This is a genomic window from Aequorivita sublithincola DSM 14238, assembly GCF_000265385.1.
In the GTDB taxonomy this organism is placed as follows: Bacteria; Bacteroidota; Bacteroidia; order Flavobacteriales; family Flavobacteriaceae; genus Aequorivita; species Aequorivita sublithincola.
The window spans coordinates 475,308-495,081 of record NC_018013.1 but is presented as its reverse complement, the minus strand read 5'-3'; the positions used below and the strand labels follow the sequence as shown (position 1 = coordinate 495,081).

21 protein-coding genes are annotated in these 19,774 nt (G+C 37.3%); 14 read left to right on the top strand and 7 right to left on the bottom strand.

Annotated features, from left to right (window positions below; genetic code table 11):
• Window positions 1–143 precede the first annotated feature (143 nt).
• From AEQSU_RS02450 to AEQSU_RS02415, 8 genes are all read left to right on the top strand, one after another.
• Window positions 144–1,496: a Na(+)-translocating NADH-quinone reductase subunit A gene (locus tag AEQSU_RS02450; RefSeq protein ID WP_014781272.1), complete on the top strand. Its 1,353-nt coding sequence runs from the start codon at window positions 144–146 to the stop codon at window positions 1,494–1,496.
• Window positions 1,497–1,501: 5 nt separating this feature from the next.
• Window positions 1,502–2,701 carry an NADH:ubiquinone reductase (Na(+)-transporting) subunit B gene (locus AEQSU_RS02445; RefSeq protein ID WP_014781271.1) on the top strand — a complete coding sequence of 400 codons (1,200 nt, stop codon included), beginning with the start codon at window positions 1,502–1,504 and terminating at the stop codon, window positions 2,699–2,701.
• A 2-nt stretch (window positions 2,702–2,703) separates the two neighbouring features.
• Window positions 2,704–3,507: a Na(+)-translocating NADH-quinone reductase subunit C gene (locus tag AEQSU_RS02440; RefSeq protein WP_014781270.1), complete on the top strand. Its 804-nt coding sequence runs from the start codon at window positions 2,704–2,706 to the stop codon at window positions 3,505–3,507.
• Window positions 3,508–3,548: 41 nt separating this feature from the next.
• The gene (locus AEQSU_RS02435) at window positions 3,549–4,193 is read left to right on the top strand and encodes an NADH:ubiquinone reductase (Na(+)-transporting) subunit D (RefSeq protein WP_014781269.1); all 645 of its coding nucleotides are present in this window, start codon (window positions 3,549–3,551) and stop codon (window positions 4,191–4,193) included.
• A 78-nt stretch (window positions 4,194–4,271) separates the two neighbouring features.
• Window positions 4,272–5,024 (top strand): NADH:ubiquinone reductase (Na(+)-transporting) subunit E, encoded by a 753-nt coding sequence (nqrE, locus tag AEQSU_RS02430; RefSeq protein ID WP_014781268.1) that lies wholly within the window; start codon window positions 4,272–4,274, stop codon window positions 5,022–5,024.
• A gap of 1 nt (window position 5,025) precedes the next feature.
• Window positions 5,026–6,336 carry an NADH:ubiquinone reductase (Na(+)-transporting) subunit F gene (gene nqrF, locus AEQSU_RS02425; protein ID WP_014781267.1) on the top strand — a complete coding sequence of 437 codons (1,311 nt, stop codon included), beginning with the start codon at window positions 5,026–5,028 and terminating at the stop codon, window positions 6,334–6,336.
• 93 nt (window positions 6,337–6,429) lie between these two features.
• On the top strand, window positions 6,430–6,792 hold the full coding sequence (locus AEQSU_RS02420; protein ID WP_014781266.1) for a hypothetical protein: 363 nt from the start codon (window positions 6,430–6,432) through the stop codon (window positions 6,790–6,792).
• 95 nt (window positions 6,793–6,887) lie between these two features.
• Window positions 6,888–7,904, top strand: a complete 1,017-nt coding sequence (locus AEQSU_RS02415) for an FAD:protein FMN transferase (RefSeq protein ID WP_014781265.1) — start codon at window positions 6,888–6,890, stop codon at window positions 7,902–7,904.
• Here AEQSU_RS02415 and AEQSU_RS02410 read toward each other — a convergent pair.
• The 6 genes from AEQSU_RS02410 to AEQSU_RS02385 all read right to left on the bottom strand — a co-directional run bounded on the left by AEQSU_RS02410 (window position 7,893) and on the right by AEQSU_RS02385 (window position 13,002).
• Window positions 7,893–8,657: a class I SAM-dependent methyltransferase gene (locus AEQSU_RS02410; protein ID WP_014781264.1), complete on the bottom strand. Its 765-nt coding sequence runs from the start codon at window positions 8,655–8,657 to the stop codon at window positions 7,893–7,895. The genes AEQSU_RS02415 and AEQSU_RS02410 overlap by 12 nt on opposite strands.
• Window positions 8,658–8,734: 77 nt before the next feature.
• Window positions 8,735–9,541, bottom strand: coding sequence for a type I methionyl aminopeptidase (gene map, locus AEQSU_RS02405; RefSeq protein ID WP_014781263.1), 807 nt, complete (start codon window positions 9,539–9,541; stop codon window positions 8,735–8,737).
• A gap of 4 nt (window positions 9,542–9,545) precedes the next feature.
• A complete protein-coding gene (locus AEQSU_RS02400) occupies window positions 9,546–9,953 on the bottom strand; it encodes a BT0820 family HAD-type phosphatase (RefSeq protein ID WP_014781262.1) in 408 nt (135 codons plus the stop codon).
• Between the two features lie 51 nt (window positions 9,954–10,004).
• Window positions 10,005–10,595, bottom strand: coding sequence for a thioredoxin family protein (locus AEQSU_RS02395; RefSeq protein ID WP_014781261.1), 591 nt, complete (start codon window positions 10,593–10,595; stop codon window positions 10,005–10,007).
• A 4-nt stretch (window positions 10,596–10,599) separates the two neighbouring features.
• The gene (gpmI, locus tag AEQSU_RS02390) at window positions 10,600–12,117 is read right to left on the bottom strand and encodes a 2,3-bisphosphoglycerate-independent phosphoglycerate mutase (RefSeq protein WP_014781260.1); all 1,518 of its coding nucleotides are present in this window, start codon (window positions 12,115–12,117) and stop codon (window positions 10,600–10,602) included.
• A gap of 141 nt (window positions 12,118–12,258) precedes the next feature.
• Window positions 12,259–13,002 (bottom strand): M15 family metallopeptidase, encoded by a 744-nt coding sequence (locus AEQSU_RS02385; RefSeq protein WP_014781259.1) that lies wholly within the window; start codon window positions 13,000–13,002, stop codon window positions 12,259–12,261.
• A gap of 169 nt (window positions 13,003–13,171) precedes the next feature.
• Here AEQSU_RS02385 and AEQSU_RS02380 point away from each other — a divergent pair, with 169 nt between their 5' ends.
• Entirely contained in the window at window positions 13,172–14,740 is a 1,569-nt protein-coding gene (locus AEQSU_RS02380) for a T9SS type A sorting domain-containing protein (protein WP_014781258.1), read from the top strand.
• Window positions 14,740–15,177, top strand: coding sequence for a GNAT family N-acetyltransferase (locus tag AEQSU_RS02375; RefSeq protein WP_014781257.1), 438 nt, complete (start codon window positions 14,740–14,742; stop codon window positions 15,175–15,177). Before AEQSU_RS02380 ends, AEQSU_RS02375 begins: the two co-directional genes overlap by 1 nt.
• Window positions 15,178–15,221: 44 nt before the next feature.
• Here the strand turns inward: AEQSU_RS02375 and pepE are convergent, their stop codons facing one another.
• Window positions 15,222–15,926: a dipeptidase PepE gene (gene pepE / locus AEQSU_RS02370; RefSeq protein ID WP_014781256.1), complete on the bottom strand. Its 705-nt coding sequence runs from the start codon at window positions 15,924–15,926 to the stop codon at window positions 15,222–15,224.
• A 252-nt stretch (window positions 15,927–16,178) separates the two neighbouring features.
• Between pepE and AEQSU_RS02365 the strand changes: the two genes are divergently transcribed.
• From AEQSU_RS02365 to AEQSU_RS02350, 4 genes are all read left to right on the top strand, one after another.
• Window positions 16,179–17,546 carry a T9SS type A sorting domain-containing protein gene (locus AEQSU_RS02365; RefSeq protein ID WP_014781255.1) on the top strand — a complete coding sequence of 456 codons (1,368 nt, stop codon included), beginning with the start codon at window positions 16,179–16,181 and terminating at the stop codon, window positions 17,544–17,546.
• Window positions 17,547–17,617: 71 nt separating this feature from the next.
• Complete coding sequence (locus AEQSU_RS16075) at window positions 17,618–18,436, top strand: carboxypeptidase-like regulatory domain-containing protein (RefSeq protein WP_014781254.1); 819 nt, start codon at window positions 17,618–17,620, stop codon at window positions 18,434–18,436.
• Window positions 18,429–19,202: a hypothetical protein gene (locus tag AEQSU_RS16070; protein WP_014781253.1), complete on the top strand. Its 774-nt coding sequence runs from the start codon at window positions 18,429–18,431 to the stop codon at window positions 19,200–19,202. The genes AEQSU_RS16075 and AEQSU_RS16070 overlap by 8 nt, the downstream gene beginning before the upstream one ends.
• A 59-nt stretch (window positions 19,203–19,261) precedes the next feature.
• A complete protein-coding gene (locus AEQSU_RS02350) occupies window positions 19,262–19,765 on the top strand; it encodes a DUF6702 family protein (protein WP_014781252.1) in 504 nt (167 codons plus the stop codon).
• Window positions 19,766–19,774: the final 9 nt, after the last annotated feature.

Below are 19,774 nucleotides of genomic sequence, written 5' to 3'. Positions count from 1 at the left end.
GCCATTCCTTTTTAACACAGAAAATTATACCCTTTTGTTGTGCAATGGTGTATTTAATTTATAAATTTGCACGCCCTTATTCCCCCCGCATTTGTTTTGAGGGGCAATAGGGTGTAAAAAAGGCATTATTAATATCCATATTTATGTCCAAAGACATTAAAATTAAAAAAGGTCTTACCATTAAATTACAGGGTGAAGCCGAGAAAACGCTATCTAGCGCTCCTCGATCCAGAACCTTCGCAATTAGACCTTCCGACTTTCATCTTATTACCCCAAAAATGGTGGTTCGGGAAGGTGGAAAAGTTCAAGCTGGTGATACCATTTTCTACTCGAAAAGTGACGAACTGCTAAAGTTTGTTTCACCTGTTAGCGGCACACTTACCACAATTGAACGTGGCGCAAAACGTGTAATCAAAGAAATTATCATTGAAGCAGATCCACAAGACACCTTTAAGGATTTTGGCATTTTAAGCCCAGATTCTTCAAGTGCTGAGGCTATAAAAGCTCGCTTATTGGAGTCTGGATGCTGGCCGTTCATTATGCAACGCCCTTATGCGGTGATTGCTTATACGGATCAAGAGCCAAGAGATATTTTTATTTCTGCTTTTAGCAGTGCGCCATTGGCAAACGATTATGATTTTTCGCTTCACGGAAAAGAAAAAGAACTACAAGCTGCTATAACCGCACTTAGCAAACTTACCAAAGGGCAGGTTCACGTTGGGGTTGGCAAAAGCGGAAGTTCACCTTTTAAAGGTTTAAGAGATATTTCGCTTCACACTATTTCTGGACCACACCCGGCTGGAAATGTGGGGACACAGATAAACAAAATAGCACCTGTAAATAAAAACGAGATTGTTTGGACCATTGCGCCACAGGATCTTGTTATTATTGGTGAATTGCTACTAACAGGAAAATTTAATCCAGAACGCATTATCGCACTTTCTGGTTCTGAAATAAAAACTCCAAAATATTATAAAACTAGAATCGGGGCAGAGGCTTCAACGTTTTTGTATGATTCTGGTCTTAAAGACGAAAACGTTCGCGTGATTAGTGGCGATGTGCTTACAGGGAAAAAGATTTCTCCAAAAGGACATTTGGGTTATTATAACAACACAGTGACCGTGATTCCTGAGGGTGATGATTATGAATTATTTGGCTGGAACAAGCCAGTTTTCAATAAAATTTCAACTTCAAGAGCACTTACATTTTCGTGGTTAACGCCAAACAAAAAATACGATTTGGACACCAATACCAATGGTGAACACCGTAATTTTGTGGTAACGGGTAGCTATGAAGAAGTATTTCCGCTAGATATATATCCAATGCAAATTCTAAAAGCGTGTATGGTCCAAGACTTGGATCAAATGGAAGCTTTGGGAATGTATGAAGTGGCTCCAGAAGATTTTTCGCTTACCGAATTTATTTGCGTGAGCAAGCAGCCACACCAACAAATTATCAGGAACGGTCTTGATTTAATGTATAAAGAAATAGGATAGTCGCTATGGGATTGAAACAGAATTTACATAAGCTAAAGGAAAAGTACAAAGGCACCAAAATGGCTCCTGCGTTCAACGCACTTCACACCTTTTTATATACGCCGAATGAAACGACGCATTCTGGCGCGCACGTTCGTGTTGTAGATGATTTGAAGCGTACGATGAACACGGTAATCATGGCGCTTATTCCTTGTTTAATTTTTGGAATATTCAATGCAGGTTATCAGCATTATGCAGCTATAGACAATGCTTTAAGGTTAGATCCTTTAGGAAATTTCTTCACTTGGGATAACTTTATCTTGGGGGCATGGAAGGTTTTGCCGTTGGTAATTATTTCATACGGAGTTGGTCTTGGGGTAGAATTTATTTTCGCCATCATTAAAAAACACGAAGTAGAAGAAGGATATTTGGTAACGGGAATGCTTGTGCCACTTATTGTTCCTATTGATATTCCACTTTGGATGCTTACTGTTGCGGTAATCTTCGGAGTTATTATCGGGAAAGAAGTTTTTGGTGGTACTGGAATGAATATATTAAATCCTGCACTTACTATTCGTGCCTTTTTATTCTTCGCCTATCCAACTTGGATGAGTGGGGATAAGGTTTGGGTGGAAGGAGCACAAGCAATGGCAGGACAGCCTGATGCAATTTCCGGAGAGACCATTTTAGGAACTTTAGCAGCCAACAGTCATCCCGTTTACAGTGTTTGGGATATGTTCTGGGGCTTTATACCAGGTTCCGTTGGCGAAACCTCAACATTCCTAATAATTATTGGAGCTTTGTTTTTAATATTCACAAAAATTGGTAGCTGGCGGATCATGCTTTCCGCAGTTTTAGGAGCGCTTGCTATGGGATTGATATTTAACGGTATTGTGGATCAGGGCTGGATAGAGGATGGTAGCAAATTCTATGGATTAATGAGTGAACCCTTTTGGCAGCATTTAATAATAGGAAGCGCCGCTTTTGCAATTGTTTATATGGCAACAGATCCGGTAACTGCTTCGCAGACCAATAAAGGGAAATGGATTTACGGTTTCCTAATTGGGTTCATGGGTATTATGATACGGGTTTTCAACCCTGCATATCCCGAAGGATTTATGCTTTCAATATTATTGTTGAATGTATTTGCACCCACGATAGATCATTATGTGATTCAAGGAAATATTAAGAAGAGGATGAAACGTTTAAAAGTTAAAGCAGCGTAATAATGGCAAAGTTTACTGATAAAAATTCATATACAATACTGTTTGCAGTAATAATGGTATTAGTGGTAGGAAGTCTTTTAGCCGGGATTGCACAAGGATTGCGCGGAAAGATTTCAGAAAACGAACGCTTCGAAAAACAACAGAACATTCTTTATGCAATGGGTGTTGACGATAATGAAGGAACTGGAAGTGTAACATTTATTCCTACAAAAGAAGTTGAAGCTGCTTTTCATAAATATATAAAAAAGCAATTGGTTATTCAAGGCGATGAAGCCACTGAAGATGAAAATGCTTATTTGATTGATATTAAAAAGGAAGAGACACACGCAAACGACGACCAAAATTATAAACGACGTCTTCCTTTGTTTATTGGCGAAAAAGATGGTAAAACCTATTATATAATTCCAATGCGCGGAAAAGGTCTTTGGGATGCAATTTGGGGCTTTGTTTCTCTTGATAAGGATTTCGTTGTTGAAGGTGTGTTCTTTGATCACAAAGGAGAAACTCCTGGTCTTGGAGCCAATATTAAGGAACGTTTCTTTATGGATGATTTTCAAGGCGAACAAATTATGAACGGCGATGCTTTTGTAGGTATAACCGTAGCAAAAGGAAATAACGATCCTTTGAACGAAAGAAAGGACGATCAAAAAGTAGATGCTCTTGCGGGGGCAACAATTACCGGAAATGGAGTAACAGATATGATTAGAAAAGACATAGCTCGTTACATTCCATACTTGGAGAAATTAAAAGGAGCAGAAAAGATTGAAACAACGGATACAATCGAAGTTTCTGATTCAATTCAATAATATAAGACAGTTGTTTTTATAACATAAAAAATTTAAGAAAAATGGCTTTACTTTCAAAAAAAGACAGCAGATTAATTCTAGATCCTTTAGCAGACAATAACCCTATTACCATTCAAGTTTTGGGTATTTGTTCTGCGTTGGCAATTACTGCGCAATTAAAAGCTTCCATTGTGATGGCGCTTTCAGTAATGGTTGTATTAGGAGTAGGAAACGTTGTTATTTCGCTTTTACGAAATGTTATTCCAGGAAAAATCAGGATTATAGCACAACTAATTATTGTAGCCGCATTGGTAATTATTGTAGATCAAGTGCTAAAAGCTTTTGCTTATGAATTGAGCAAACAACTTTCAGTTTTCATTGGTCTAATCATTACAAACTGTATCATTATGGGGCGTTTTGAAGCATTCGCCTTAGCAAACAAACCTTGGCGTTCTTTTCTTGACGGAATTGGAAATGCCGCAGGGTATGGCCTTATTTTGATAATCGTAGGTTTCTTCCGTGAGCTTTTAGGTTCTGGAACACTTTTGGGTTTCAAAGTTTTGGGAGACCCTATCGCTAAAACTGGTCTTTATGCTTTTGGATATGAAAATAACGGATTTATGTTGCTTTCGCCAATGGCTCTGATTGTTATTGGAATTATCATTTGGGTACAACGTTCAAGAAATAAGACTTTAATAGAAGAATAAAAAATAGTCGCAGTTTGCAATATCAGTAGGCAATCAGCATACTGAAAATTGCCATTGTTTACTGAATACTTATAAAAAATGGAACACATAGAGTTATTTTTTAAATCGATCTTTATAGACAATATGATATTTGCCACTTTCCTTGGAATGTGCTCTTATCTTGCTGTTTCCAAAAAAGTTACAACCGCTGTTGGCCTTGGTGCTGCCGTAATCTTCGTATTGACGGTAACCGTACCAATCAACTGGCTTTTGGATCAATATCTTTTGAAAGATGGTGCTTTGGTATGGTTAGGACCAGAATATGCAGATTATAATTTAGGATTTCTTTCCTTTATTCTTTTCATCGCAACCATCGCAACAATGGTGCAGTTGGTAGAGATAGTGGTTGAAAAATTTTCACCATCACTTTACAATTCACTAGGTATCTTTCTTCCACTTATTGCCGTAAACTGTGCAATTTTGGGAGGATCGTTATTTATGCAGTCTAGAGATATTCCAACCTTAGGCTTGGCTCTTAATTATGGTTTTAGTTCAGGTATTGGATGGTTCTTAGCTATTTTGGCCATTGCTGCCATTCGCGAAAAAATACGATATTCAAACGTTCCCGCACCTTTACGTGGTTTAGGAATTACTTTTATCATCACAGGCTTAATGGCGATAGGTTTTATGAGTTTTGGAGGAATGCTAACAGGAGGTGACGAAAAGAAACCAGCATTAGATTCAGATCCATCAAATATTGGAGCGAAAACAGAACAGATCCAACAAGAAAATACAGAAGAAACTGCTCCTGCGGTTTCGCTATCAGAAGTTTCAACTTTAACGAAGCAATAATATGTTTTTAGAAATAAGCACTCTTGGAGTTATAACAGTAACAGTCATCGCCCTTTTGATTTTGACACTTTTATTGGTTGCACTATTGTTGTTTACCAAAGAAAAATTGGCTCCATCTGGCCCTGTGAAAATTACGATCAATGAAGAGAAAGTTATTGAAGTTCCATCTGGCGGCTCCTTGCTTTCTACTTTAAGCGCCGAAAAAATATTCCTTCCATCTGCCTGTGGTGGTGGTGGAACTTGTATTCAATGTGAATGTCACGTTATTTCTGGTGGTGGTGAAGCATTGCCAACTGAAACGCCACACTTCACACGTAAGGAATTAAAAGATGGTGTTCGTCTTTCCTGCCAAGTAAAAGTGAAGCAGGATATGAACATCCACATTCCGGAGGAAGTCTTCGGAATTAAAAAATGGGACGCGACCGTAGTTAGAAACTACAACGTTGCATCGTTTATTAAAGAATTCGTTGTTGAAATCCCTGAGGATATGAACTACAAAGCTGGTGGATATATTCAAATTGAAATCCCACCTTGCGAAGTAAAGTTCGAAGATATGGACATCACTGCCCATCCTGAAGAACACGAAAGACCAGACAAATTTCAAGAAGAGTGGGACAAATTCAAACTTTGGCCATTGGTAATGAAAAACAATGAAACTGCAGAAAGAGCCTACTCTATGGCTTCTTATCCAGCAGAAGGACGCGAGATTATGCTAAACGTGCGTATTGCTACGCCACCATTTGATCGTGCAAAAGGAGGATGGATGACTGTTAATCCGGGAATCGCTTCTTCATATATTTTCAACTGTAAGAAAGGTGATAAAGTTGTTATCTCTGGTCCCTATGGTGAATTCTTCATAAACCCTTCCGAAGCAGAAATGCTTTACGTTGGTGGTGGAGCCGGAATGGCACCGATGCGTTCTCACTTGTACCATCTTTTCAAAACCTTAAAAACTGGTAGAAAAGTAACTTATTGGTATGGTGGTCGTTCAAAAAGAGAATTGTTCTATTTGGAACACTTTAATGAACTAGAACGTGAATTTCCAAACTTCAAATTCTATTTGGCCTTAAGTGAGCCTGCGGAAGAAGACAATTGGAAAGTGAAAAAAGACATAAACGATGAAGCTGGTGATGGCTTTGTAGGCTTCATTCACCAAGTTGTGATTGATAACTACTTAAATCTTCACGACACACCTGAAGATATAGAATTATATTTCTGTGGCCCACCATTAATGAATCAAGCCGTTCAAAAGATGGGCGAAGACTTCGGAATTCCTGACGAAAATATTCGTTTTGATGATTTTGGGGGATAGATTTTTATAGGATACGTTGTAAAAACCGCTTCATAATTTTTTGAAGCGGTTTTTTACATCTGGTTAAAAATATTTGTAATTTTGAAATCACTTATGGGCGAAAAATTAACCAAACAGGAACTCCACAACCTTGCGATGAATATCGTTGGAAAACAATTGGAAGCCGATGGTTATGAATTTCTGGGAGTCAATTCAAAATTGAAAACAGATCCGCAGTTCGTGGCTTTGAAGAGTAAAGTGCTTCACTTTGTAATTGTGCGCGCTGTTTCCTATCCGCAAGATGCACAAGCTTACGATCCTGTTCTGATGAATGTAATTAAAGAACACGCAGATAAGTTTGAAGCCAAAACCTATTACGCTGGCGTTGGTTTGGGCCACGGAAGTGACTACGGCAAACCAGTTTTAAAAGACGAAGATTACACTTTAGTTTATAAAGGCTTACAAGAAATTCTTTAAGACCTGAAAATTGTTATTTTATAATTATTCCTTCGTGAACTTTGCGAATCCCGATAGCTATCAGGATTGCTACCGTTGCGGTTAAATATAATCCTATGACTGAATTTCTGAAATGCCTTGCTTTCTCTTTTCTGTTTCTTTTATTTTCATGTGGAAACAATAAACCCGAACCAATATATCTTCAAGGCGAAGCTTTCGGCACAACTTATAACATTCAGTTTTATTCAGAAAAGAACATTGATTTCAAAAAAGGGTTGGATTCCGTTATTGATGTCGTAAACCATTCCGTGAGCACGTATATTCCTGAAAGTGATATTTCAAAAGTGAATAGAGGCGATTCCACCATAGTTGTTGATTCAATTTTTAGGGAAGTATTTAAAATTTCTGAAGAAGTAAACAAAAAAACAAACGGGTATTTTGACCCAACAATAGGCATATTGCGCAATGCCTACGGTTTTGGCGATGTAAAACCACTGAAAGAAATTGATGAAAAAACCTTAGATTCTTTAATGCAATTTGTAGGTTTTCATAAAGTGAAAATTAACAGCGACGGAACTATTTCCAAAGAATATCCACAGATCTATTTCGACTTTAATGCCGTTGCAAAAGGCTTCGGAATAGATTGTCTAGGTCGTTATCTAGAATCTAAAGGTGTAACAAATTATTTAATTGAATTGGGTGGTGAAATTCTTACCAAAGGTGAAAACCTCGTTAAAAACCAAGATTGGGTAGTTGGAGTTGAAACTGTAGATTCTGAATTGGAAGATAGAAGTTTTGAAGCAACCGTAAAGCTAAAAAATGTTGGGATGGCTTCTTCAGGTAATTACCGAAAGTTTAGAATTGATTCTGCTTCTGGCAAAAAATATGTTCATACATTGAATCCTCTAACTGGTTCCGCAGAAATGAGCGATGTTACAAGTTCTACCGTTATAGCTCCAACTTGCGGTGTGGCTGATGCCTATGCAACTTCGTTTATGGCTTTGGGATTGGAAAAATCAAAAGAATTATTGAAAAATCTTCCAGATGTAGAAGCTTATTTAACCTTCAACGATTCTTTAAACAATCATCAAGTCTTTGTGACGGACGGTTTTAAGAAGCGTTTAGGAAACTAATTTTTTACAAACAGGAATTAATTCACCTTTTGGTAATCTGTATTTCTCAACTTCTTCCGAAGAAAGTATTTTTGTATAATCAGCGGCATCAACGGTAAACCCGATGCTTTCCAGTTTGCTGAAATAATCCATTCCATAAACCCGAACATGATCGTACTGTCCGAAGATTTTTGCGCGTTCTTTTGGGTCGGTGATAGAGTTGTCTTCAAACGTTTTTTCTAAATCTGCTTTGTAGGGAACTTGTAGGATTGCCGTACCGCCAGGAGCCAAAACACGATAAATTTCTTGCATTGCCTTGGTATCATCTGGAATGTGTTCCAGAACGTGGTTACAGATTATAAAGTCGAATTCATTGCCGTTAAAAGGAAGCTTGCAAATATCTGCCTTCACATCTGCAATTGGCGAATTCAGGTCGGTTGTAGTGTAATCCAGATTTTTCATTTTCCTGAATTTCTTATAAAACGCTTGCTCAGGAGCAAAGTGCAGTACTTTCAGATTTTCTGTGAAGAAGCCTGTTTCATTTTGAAGATAAAGCCAAAACAATCTGTGTCTTTCCAAAGAAAGCGTTCCCGGCGAAAGCACATTTTCACGAACCACCTCATAACCATACGGAAGAAATTTTTTATAAGATTTCCCATCAATTGGGTCTGTGTATTTATTTCCCTTCAGAAAAAAAGCGAGTATGGGTCTGCTAATAATACTCAATCTTATGAGTAAGGGACGTGGGATGGTATTTAGGATTTTTTTGAACAAAGTTTATGGATTGAACTCTGCGTTCTCTGCGACTCTGCGTTAAATATTTCACCGCAAAGGCGTAAAGGTCGCAAAGTTTATATATTTCTGAATTCTTTCTCTTCATCACTCACAATCCCCAACGCTTCATAAACATAATCAAACGTAGAAAGCAATTCCGGTTTTCCGTTTACTAAAGCTATGTTGTGCTCATAGTGTGCACTGGGTTGCCCGTCTTGAGTTACGATGGTCCAGCCGTCGCTCAATTGTTTCACTTTGTAGGTTCCCAAATTTATCATTGGTTCCAATGCAATGGTCATTCCTTCAACAAATTTCTTGCCGCGACCGCGGCGGCCATAGTTTGGCATTTCGGGATCTTCGTGCATTTTTCTACCTAAACCGTGGCCAACAAGTTCGCGAACCACGCCATAACCTTGCGCTTCGCAATAGTTTTGAATTGCAAACCCAACATCGCCAACGCGGTTCCCAGCTTTAAATTCTCGGATACCTATGTAAAGTGACTCTTTCGTAATTTTCAAAAGCTTTTTAGTTTCAGCAGAAACTTCGCCAACTTCAAAAGTATAAGCGTGATCGCCATAAAAACTATTTTTGATGGCACCACAATCTATTGCAACAATATCGCCTTCCTTCAAAGGAACATCAGTTGGCAAACCGTGAACAACCGCTTCATTTACACTCGTTAATAGGGTGGAAGGGCAACCATAAAGTCCAAGAAATCCTGGAATTGCGTCTTGACTACGAATGTAATCTTCCGCCATTTTATTTAGCTGATTGGTCGTAGCACCTGGTTTCATTTCTTTAGCGAGCATTCCTAAAGTACGGGATACCACCAAAGCACTTTCGCGCATCAATTCAATTTCTTCTCTTGTTTTTGGGATTATCATACTGCTATTTTAAAAAGGAGAAAAATCCTTTTTTCTGTGTTTTGGTTTTTGTGGGAGTAAGTTCGCCTATTAATTGTTGATAGATTTCGCCCCAACTTTTAAGACCTCCAATATTACGATCGTCTATAAAAACGTCGGCATTTATTTTTCGGCTATACGAACCGTCAAATTCTTCCTCAGGAAAACTTTTATTTACCGCATAAAAAACAATTCCATTTTCATTGCAGAATTTTACAGCTTCTTCCAAGGCACGACCTTTTCGGTAGGTCCATAGAATGAGTCTATGACCTTCGTCCTGCAGTTTTTTTATTGTTTCAAAAGCAAAAATAATGGGACGGCCAATGCTCGGATATTCATCTTCAACGATGGTTCCATCAAAATCTACAGCAATAGTTAGGGTTTCTCTAATCATTTTAAATTTTCAAACCGCAAAATTACAAAGAATTATACCGATGCTAAAGTTTTATTCTGCGTAAGCGTGTTTGTATTCTTTTCCACTTAAAATAGCGAGCATGTCTTTTTCAAGGCTTTCAATAGGGTATTCCACGATTCTGCCCAATTCCTTATCGTTTTTGTAGAAGATTATGGTGGGAACGTTGGTTATGTTTTTTCCTTTTTCAAAACTTTGAGGAGTGGTTTTTTCGTCTGAAGTGGTTATTAAAGTTAGTTTAGATTCATCAAACTTTGCGTCATCTAAAATTTTATAGAGATGTGGCGTTTCGCGTTGGCTATCTTCGCACCAAGTACCCATAAAGACTGTGATAGTAACATCTTTCAAAAATGGTTTCAGTTTTTCGAGTGTTACAGAATCTACGCTATAATCTTGATAGCCTGGGTTGAACCAGCTTTTGAAAGCGTCCATTTGGAGACCTTTTCGGTTAGCTTTTCCTAGAAGCATTACAGAATCTTCGTAGGGAACGGTGTCGTTTATTTTTTCTTTTGAGTTTTCGGATATCATTTCTGTGGAAGTTTTCTTTTCAACTTTATTTTTTTCTTTTGAAGAATTGCAGGCTGATAAAGCGATTATTGAAAGTATTAGGATTATTTTTTTCATATGATTAAATTAAGGAATGTTGTGTCATTATCTCAGGCTTCTCAACGCCTAAAATAGCAAGAATAGTTGGAGCAATATCGCCCAATATTCCGTTTTTAACTGTTTTAATTTCGTTGTCAACTATTATTATTGGAACAGGATTGATCGTGTGAGCCGTGTTTGGCGAACCGTCAGGGTTTATCATTTTTTCACTATTACCATGGTCTGCAATTATAATTGTTACATAATGACTTTCTAAGGCTTGTTCAACAATGGCTTGAGCACAATTATCTACCGTTTCGCAAGCAATAACAGCTGCTTTAAAAACACCTGTATGTCCTACCATATCTGGGTTTGCGAAATTTAGGCAAATGAAATCAGCAGTTTCATTTTCAATTTCTGGAAGAATCATATCCCGAAGATCGTAAGCGCTCATTTCAGGTTTAAGATCATAAGTGGCGACTGTGGGCGATGGGCAAAGAATTCGTTTTTCCCCCTCAAAAGGAACTTCTCTTCCTCCAGAAAAGAAGAAAGTTACGTGCGGATATTTTTCAGTTTCAGCAATGCGGATTTGCTTTTTTCCGTTCTTTTCTAAAATTTCGCCTAAAGTATCGTGTAGATTTTCTTTATTGTAGATTACGTGGATGTTTTCAAAGGAATCGTCATAGTTCGTAAGTGTCACGAAATATAACGGAAGCGTTTTCATCTCAAAAGTTTCGTGATTTTTTTGAGTTAAAACTTCAGTAATTTGTCTGCCACGATCGGTTCTAAAGTTGAAGAAAATCACAACGTCATCTTTTTCAATGGTTGCAACTGGTTTGCCTTTAGTAGTTGTCATTACAATCGGTTCGATGAATTCGTCGGTAATTCCTTCGGCGTAACTTTCTTCAATACTTTGTAATGCATTTTTAGAGGGTTTCCCTTTTCCGAATACTAATAAATCATACGCTTTTTTTACGCGTTCCCAACGTCTATCACGATCCATTGCATAATATCGACCAATGATTGAAGCTAGTTTTCCGCCTGTTTTCTCCAAAGAATTTTGCAAATCTTCAATAAAACCCTTCCCAGAATGTGGGTCTACATCGCGACCATCTGTAAAAGCGTGAACGAATATATTTTTCAAACCACTTTCGTCAGCAGCGGTAATTAAACCTTTTAAATGCTCAATATGAGAATGCACGCCACCATTGGAAACAAGGCCTAAAAAGTGTACGTTTTTATTGTGACTTTTTGCGTAATCGAAAGCTTTTTGTAGTTCTGGTTCGTTGCGCAACGTACCATTTTCAACAGCCATATTAATTTTTGCTAGATCTTGATATACAATTCTGCCAGCTCCCAAATTCATATGTCCCACTTCGCTGTTGCCCATTTGACCTTCGGGAAGCCCAACGTTCATTCCGTGAGTGAGCAATTGCGCGTGCGGATATTTTTTATAAAGTGAATCTATAAAAGGCGTATCTGCCTGTGCAACGGCGGAAACGGAAGGATCTTGCGTAACTCCCCAGCCATCTAGGATCATTAAAAGGACTTTCTTGTTCATTGGAGGATTCAAAATTTAAGATTCAAAATTCAAGGTTATACAAAGATACAAAGGGTTGTTGGACTTTAAGTTTAAGAGTTTAAAAGTTGATGAGTTTGAATTTAAGGAATCCACAATTTTAAACCTTAAACCTTAAATCATTTAAAGCAACTTCGGATTAATATCTAAAATATTTTCCTTCACATATTTTGAAACGAATGCTTCAGAAAAATGTTCGTTGCCCATAATTTTTTCTTCGGAAAGCATCTTTTTTACATTGATCCTTTCTTTGTATTCTTTCAGCATCGGGATTGAAACTGGTGCGTAGCTGAAATGCCACGGCTCATATTTAAAACCTTTGCGGTTGCCGTTGTCTGTGTAAACTTCGTAAAAGTCGAATTTTGAAGCATTTTCATTCAACCAAGTTTTCAGTTTGCAAAATACGCCGGTGCCGTGAAAATTTTCAGGCATCAAAACGTTTGCTGGACGTGGCGCGTTTGCGTCAATAATGTCTAAATCCGTTCCCCAATGATGGCGCGAAGTACCGGGAATAGTGGAATATTCTATGATTTTTTTGATTGCTTTTTCTGGTGAAAGTCCTTCGGAAGTGAAACGTTTGTATTTCCCTTCAAAAATTTCTTTTTGCCGCTGAAAGCTTCGGTAGGCGGAAACCACTTCAATATTTATATTTTCTTTGGCGGCAGCGGATTTCATTTTATTGAATGCGGCCTTTGCGGTTTTGTGCATTTTTGAAGTGTAGCTATCGCCCACAATATCTGGGTTTCCCTTTCCTATTAATTGGTTTCGGGTGAATTCCTCAGAGAAATTTTTAAAAGATAACTGCGGAAATATTGCTAAACTTAATCCTGTAATACTTGATATTTTGATGAATTCGTTGCGTTTCATTTATTTTGAAAATACTATTGTTTAGAGTTTACTAAATTCGTCAAAAATAATTTAGTAGTTGGTTTCTGCTTTCTTTTTTAATTCAATTTTAGGAATTCAAAGCATTTTTCTTCCGAAGAAAACCAAACTATTTTATACATTTACTAATCTTTTTTAAATATGAAATAGTATGATAACCAAGAACCTATCAACAATTTTGTTGTTTTCTATCCCAATAGCTATCGGGATGGCTGTTACTCCCGTAACTGCCCAAAACGTTATGATTACCAACAATCATTCCCCGAACGAACCCTCAATATTAATGAATCCGTTAAATACGGACATTCTTGTTGCAGGTGCAAACTTGAATAATGTCTATAACAGTAGCGATGGCGGCCTCACATGGAGTGAACAGACAATGACTTCTAGTTATGGCGTGTGGGGAGATCCTTCGTTTGATGTGGATACGGACGGTAATTTTTACTATTTCCATCTTTCAAATCCTTCAAGCGGCAACTGGATTGACAGGATTGTTTGCCAAAAATCTACAGACAACGGCAATAATTGGAGCAGCGGTACTTTTACTGGTCTGAACGGTACCAAGGCGCAAGACAAGCAATGGAGCGTTGTTGACAGAAATAATAACAATATATATGTAACCTGGACGCAGTTTGACGATTACGGAAGTAGCAATCCCAATGATAAATCAATTATTCTATTTTCAAAATCGACCGATAGAGGTCAAACCTGGTCCGCTCCAAAAAAGATTAATAGCGTTGACGGAAATTGCGTAGATGAAGACGATACCACTGAAGGAGCTGTACCAGCAGTTGGTCCAAATGGTGAGATTTATGTGGCTTGGGCAGGTCCAAACGGTCTTGTTTTCAATAAATCCTTAGATCAAGGAGACACTTGGTTATCTGAAGAAATTAAGATTGATCCAATGCCAACAGGATGGGACTATGGAATTCCTGGAATTAGCCGCGCTAACGGTTTACCAATAACAAAATGTGATCTTAGTGGCGGTCCAAATCACGGAACTATTTATGTAAACTGGAGCGATCAACGAAATGGCGCAAACGATACCGATGTTTTTATGAGTAAATCTACCGATGGTGGAAATACTTGGAGCGCGCCAACACGAGTAAACGACGACCCCGCAGGAAAGCAACAATTTTTCACGTGGATGGATATAGACCAAACTAACGGCAATCTGTTTTTTGTGTTTTATGATAGAAGAGAATATACAGACAATAAAACCGACGTTTACCTTGCCTATTCAGAAGACGGTGGAACTACAATAACCAACAAACGAATTAGCGAATCTCCGTTTACTCCAAATTCAGGAGTTTTCTTTGGAGATTACACGAATATAACAGTTCATAACAACGTAGTTAGACCAATCTGGACTAGGCTTAGCGGAAGTCAGTTAAGTGTTTGGACAGATGTAACTCCATCGCCAATTCTATTTGCTGGAAATGGTGCTGCGCAAGTTGAGAACGTAATGCAATACCCAAATCCAGCTAGTGATTTAAGCTATGTTTCCTTTAAGCTTCATGAAGAATCTCAGGTGAGCATTGATCTATTTGATGTTCAAGGAAGAAAGGTTTATACTGTGATGAATAATGAAACCAAAGGTTACGGAAAGTATATAATTCCAATGAATATAGACGAAATGAATCTTGCAGAAGGAAGCTATTTTTGCAAACTGACGGTTAATGGAACGTCCAAAACCCTTAAAATGATTGTGGTTGAATAATGACGTCGGAAAATAAAATTGTTATTAAAATCATTCCTTCTTCGGAAATCTTGAGTATTATTCCAATGTTGCAAAAACTTGGGAATTATACCGTTTCCGAAGAACTTATAAAAGAGCGTTTACTTGAAATGGTCCAACAACACTACGAATGTTTGGGTGTTTTTGATGCTGAAAAATTAATAGGTATTTGCGGGCTCTGGTTCCAGACCCGACATTATGCAGGGAAAAGTGTAGAAATGGATCACGTTATTATTAGTGATGAATACAGAAGCCACGGAATTGGTAAAATGATGGTCGAATTTGTAAGTGATTACGCCAAGAAAAAATCCTGTAATTGGGTTGAGCTAAATAGTTATGTACATAACTTTCCGTCACACAAATTTTTTTATAATCAGGGTTTTGTGGCGAAGGGGTATCATTTTGTAAAAGAACTTTAAAAAAGACATAAAATCGCCTCACTTAAATACATGAGACTAAATTTTCAGAAATTTGAAAATTCCGTACCCGTTTCAACTTCATAAGGATTTTTTCCTTGTTCAAAAACACGGGCTTTCAATTCACCTTTCAGAATAATTTCATCACCTTTTACTCGTAGCCAACTTCCTTCACGTAGCCCAACAACTGGAACCGTGTTCAGCGTATGAAATTCCGCAATACGGGTTTCACGGGTTTCACCCATATGTTTACTGTTGGGTTCAGGATCCAAATAGTGTGGGTTGAGGTTGAAAGGAATTACACCCAAAGTTTTAAACGAAGGTGGATAAATAATAGGCATATCATTAGTCGTCTGCATAGAGACACCGCAAATATTGCTGCCGGCACTAGTTCCCATATAGGGCAAACCGTTAAAAATAGCTTCACGAAGCGGTTGCATAAGTTCCAAACGGTAAAGAGAGTTTACTAAAACAAAAGTATTTCCACCACCAGTAAACGCTCCTTTGGCGTTTTTTAAAGCTTCTACAGGATTGTTGAAAGTGTGCAATCCAACTAATTTTTTACCAATTTTATCGAAAGCTTTTGAGGCTTTTGCAGTGTATTCATCGTGGCTGATGCCGCCGGGACGCGCGTAGGGGATAAAGATGACTTCTTCAGTGTCCTTAAAAAGTTCGGACATTTCTTCGGTTAGATAGTCTAGATATTCGCCTCCGTAAACGGTGCTGGTGCTTGCTATTATTAGGTTTTTCATTAAAAGTGGATTTTATGAATCGTAAATTTAGTAAGAGAATTAGGATATTTTAAATTATCTTACCTAGAAATTATTTTATCTAATATACAAATACTCTTAATTCCTGCAGATTCCAAAGAAATATAACAACCCAAATTTAATTGAAAAATGCCCAATGGTTTGTATAAAATCGAGGAAAATTATCAAGATGGCACTAACGAAGAGACAGTAATTTTCAAAGAGGGAAATTAATTTAAACGGCAATAACAAACTATGAAGCTTCTAATTTTCATATTTCTTTCAGCGAATATTTTTTGCTATGGCCAATTTGGCTCACAACAAATAATTGATGTAATAAATGGTAATCCTTGGAGTATTTATTCAACAGATATAGATGGCGATGACCGTAAAGATATTGTGTGTGCTATTTCAGGAGAGAATAAAATAGCTTGGTATCAAAATGAAGATGGACTAGGAAATTTTGGTTCCCAAAGAATAATAACATCAAATTTACAGGAAACAACAACGGTAATTGCGGTAGATATTGATGGTGATGGAGACATGGATGTAGTTGCAGTTTCAGGCCCACAAGATAAAGTGGTATGGTTCGAGAATCTTGATGGATTGGGTACATTCGGTACGCAGCGTCTCATAACATCCGCAGCTGATGGAGCCATTGGTCTTCACGCTTCAGATATTGATGGAGACGGAGATTTTGATATACTTTCGGCATCTTTTCTTGACAATAAAATAGCTTGGTATGAAAATACGGATGGTCTTGGGGTCTTTGGCCCACAAAAATTACTTACCAATAGTGCCTTGAGCACCCGCGATGTGTATGCAGAAGACCTTGATGGTGATGGCGATATGGATGTGATTGCTGCGTCTACAGCCGACGACCGTGTGATTTGGTTTGAAAATTTGGACGGATTGGGAAGTTTTGGACCGCTAAAAGTAATTAATAACAATGCTAATGGTGTAATTTCCGTAAGGGCAGCAGATATTGATGGTGATGGCGATAAGGATGTGATTGCGGCCATTTTTGGTGATGGTAAAATAGTTTGGTATGAAAATATGGATGGATTGGGAAATTTTGGGATTGAAAAAATTGTTACTACTCTTTCTCCTACCGTACGTCTTGTACAAGTTGGTGATATTGATAAAGACGGAGATTTAGATATTACTGCTGCAATACCAGGCAACAACACTATAGGTTGGTTTGAAAATATTGATGGTCTAGGTAACTTTAGCTCCGAGAAAATTATCACTGTAAATGCGGATGGTCCCGTTTGGGTTTTTATTGCAGATTTGGATGGAGATACTGATTTAGACGTTATTTCAGCTTCAATCACAGATGATAAAATAGCTTGGTATAAAAACTTGACTATTTTGAGCACCCAAGAAAATTATTCTGAAAGCTTTTCCGTTTACCCCAATCCTGTAAAAGATATTTTAACTATTACCCCAAAAAGAGATATTCTGCTAGATAGCATTTATTTATATGATGCCTTGGGGAGGCAAGTTTTACGCGAGAAGGGAGCGGTAACAAATATAGATTTAAGCAATTTTTCAAATGGTATTTATTTCTTAAAGCTGCAAACACTAAATAATATTTTCACAATAAAAATACTTAAAGAGTAGATTTTAACTTTAACGTGTTTCTTTTAAAACTTTACCTTTTCCCTAACAAAACAAATCCGTATTTTTAGTGAATGACAAAAAAACTACTTCTTCTACTATTTATCGCCGCTTCCCCCGCACTTTTTGCGCAGGACGTTGACCGAACCAAAGTTGCTGGAAAAATTTATGTTCCGCAAGATGAGGATGCCGAAGGCATTTCCGTTTATAATATTTCCTCACAAAAAGGAACCATCACCAATGCCGATGGTGCTTTTGAAATTGAAATAGCCGAAAACGATCGCATTCAAATAACCGCCCTTCAATATCAATCCTTTACCGTGGTCGTGGACAAAGCCGTTATTACTCGAAAGCTGATGAATATTTTCTTAAATCCTGCCATTAATCAATTGGAGGAAGTAGTAGTTAGACCTTACGATCTTTCGGGAAATATAACTGTAGACGTTAAAAAAATTCCTACTTATAATATTACAAAAGATTGGGATCTTGGCTATTACAACCTAGAATATGGTTATCAATTTGAGCCAGACGAAATAACCGCGGTTTCTGGTAATGCTGCAGAAGAAGCACTTCATGGCAATTCATTGAGGAATGGAGTAGATTTTTTAGCGGTTTTGGGTGGCGTGGGCCAATTACTTTTCCCCCAAGGAAAGAAAATTACAATAGTTGAAAAGCAGCAAAATCAGAGTCTATTAAGTAATAATATTCAAGAGCGTTTTAGTCAAGAATTCATTACTGCGAATTTTGACATTCCCGAAGATAAAGCTGTAGATTTCCTTTTCTTCGCCCAAGAAAATGGCATGGATCAAGATTTACTAAAACCCAAAAACGAAATGCAGTTGATGGAATTTCTTATGAAAAAAAGTAAGGAATATAAAGAACGGGGTGAGTAAAATCAACTTCTATATTTTACTTTTTTGCTTCTTCGGAATAGTCCAACTTTCGGCACAGGAAAAATCATTACAAGGAAAAATTACGAACGAAGTTGATATTGAAGGTATTCACGTATTAAATATTTCTTCACGTTTCAGCACAATTACCAACGAAAACGGCCATTTCAGCATAAAGGCGAATCCTTTGGACACCTTGCTTTTTTCCTCCATAAAATATATGCCCGAAAAAATAGTGGTTACCGAAGCTGTTTTTGAAAAAGGCGTAATTACCGTAAATCTCTCGGAAATGGTAAATGAGTTGGACGACGTTTTTATAAAACCAAATCTTTCAGGGAATATTTCCGTAGACCTTAAAAAAATAAAAACCGAAAAACCAATCAATTTTGATGACGTGGGCATTCCAGGTTTTAAAGGAGTTCCTAGGGAAAAAATTGTACCCTTATATTTCACAATAACACCTGTTTCCATTGATATAGAAGCCTTATATAAACATCTTTCAGGCTATTACAAAGAACTAAAAACCCGTCGTAAGTGGGAATATGAAAATAATAACATAGCCCAAATGCTAGACTATTATACCCTTCCATTTTTCATTTCAACATTCAATATTCCCGAAAATCGGGTATATGATTTTCTTCTTTTTTGTGCCGAAACCACTACCATTGAAAGTGATTTCAAAATGGAACACTACGGAAGCGTATTATTTATATTGGATGAAAAGGCGAAGATTTACGCAGAACGTATTGCCGAAGAGTTTAAAGAATAGATATTTGTAAGACTTCTTTACAGTCTCGACCAAATACTTCATTAATTAATATTTTAACAATGAAAATTTTTAGAATTTTTCTTTTCTTGCTGCTTATTCCAATGGTTTCAGCTACTCCGGCGCATAAGTTTTATGTAAGCATCACAAAGATTGAATACGTTAAGGAGAAGAGTTCACTTCAAATAATCACCAAAATTTTTATTGATGATATTGAAGATGCGCTTCAACAGCGTTTTGACCCTTCAATTTCACTCGACACCAAAAAGGAAACTGAAGCTGCCGATGAAGATTTAAAAAAGTACATCCTTCAAAAAATAAATATTAAAGTAAACGGAAAACCTGTTCAATTAAATTATATAGGTAAGGAATATGACACAGATATGGTAGTGGCTTATATTGAAGTAAAAAACGTAAAAGATATAAAAACCATTGAAATTGAAAATAAAGTGCTGATGGATTTATTTCCTGAACAACAGAATATAATTCACCTAAAAACTCCAAAAAATCGCCGAAGTTTAATACTTGACAAAGACGAACCTAAAGGCAAATTGGATTTTAATTAATATCTTGCC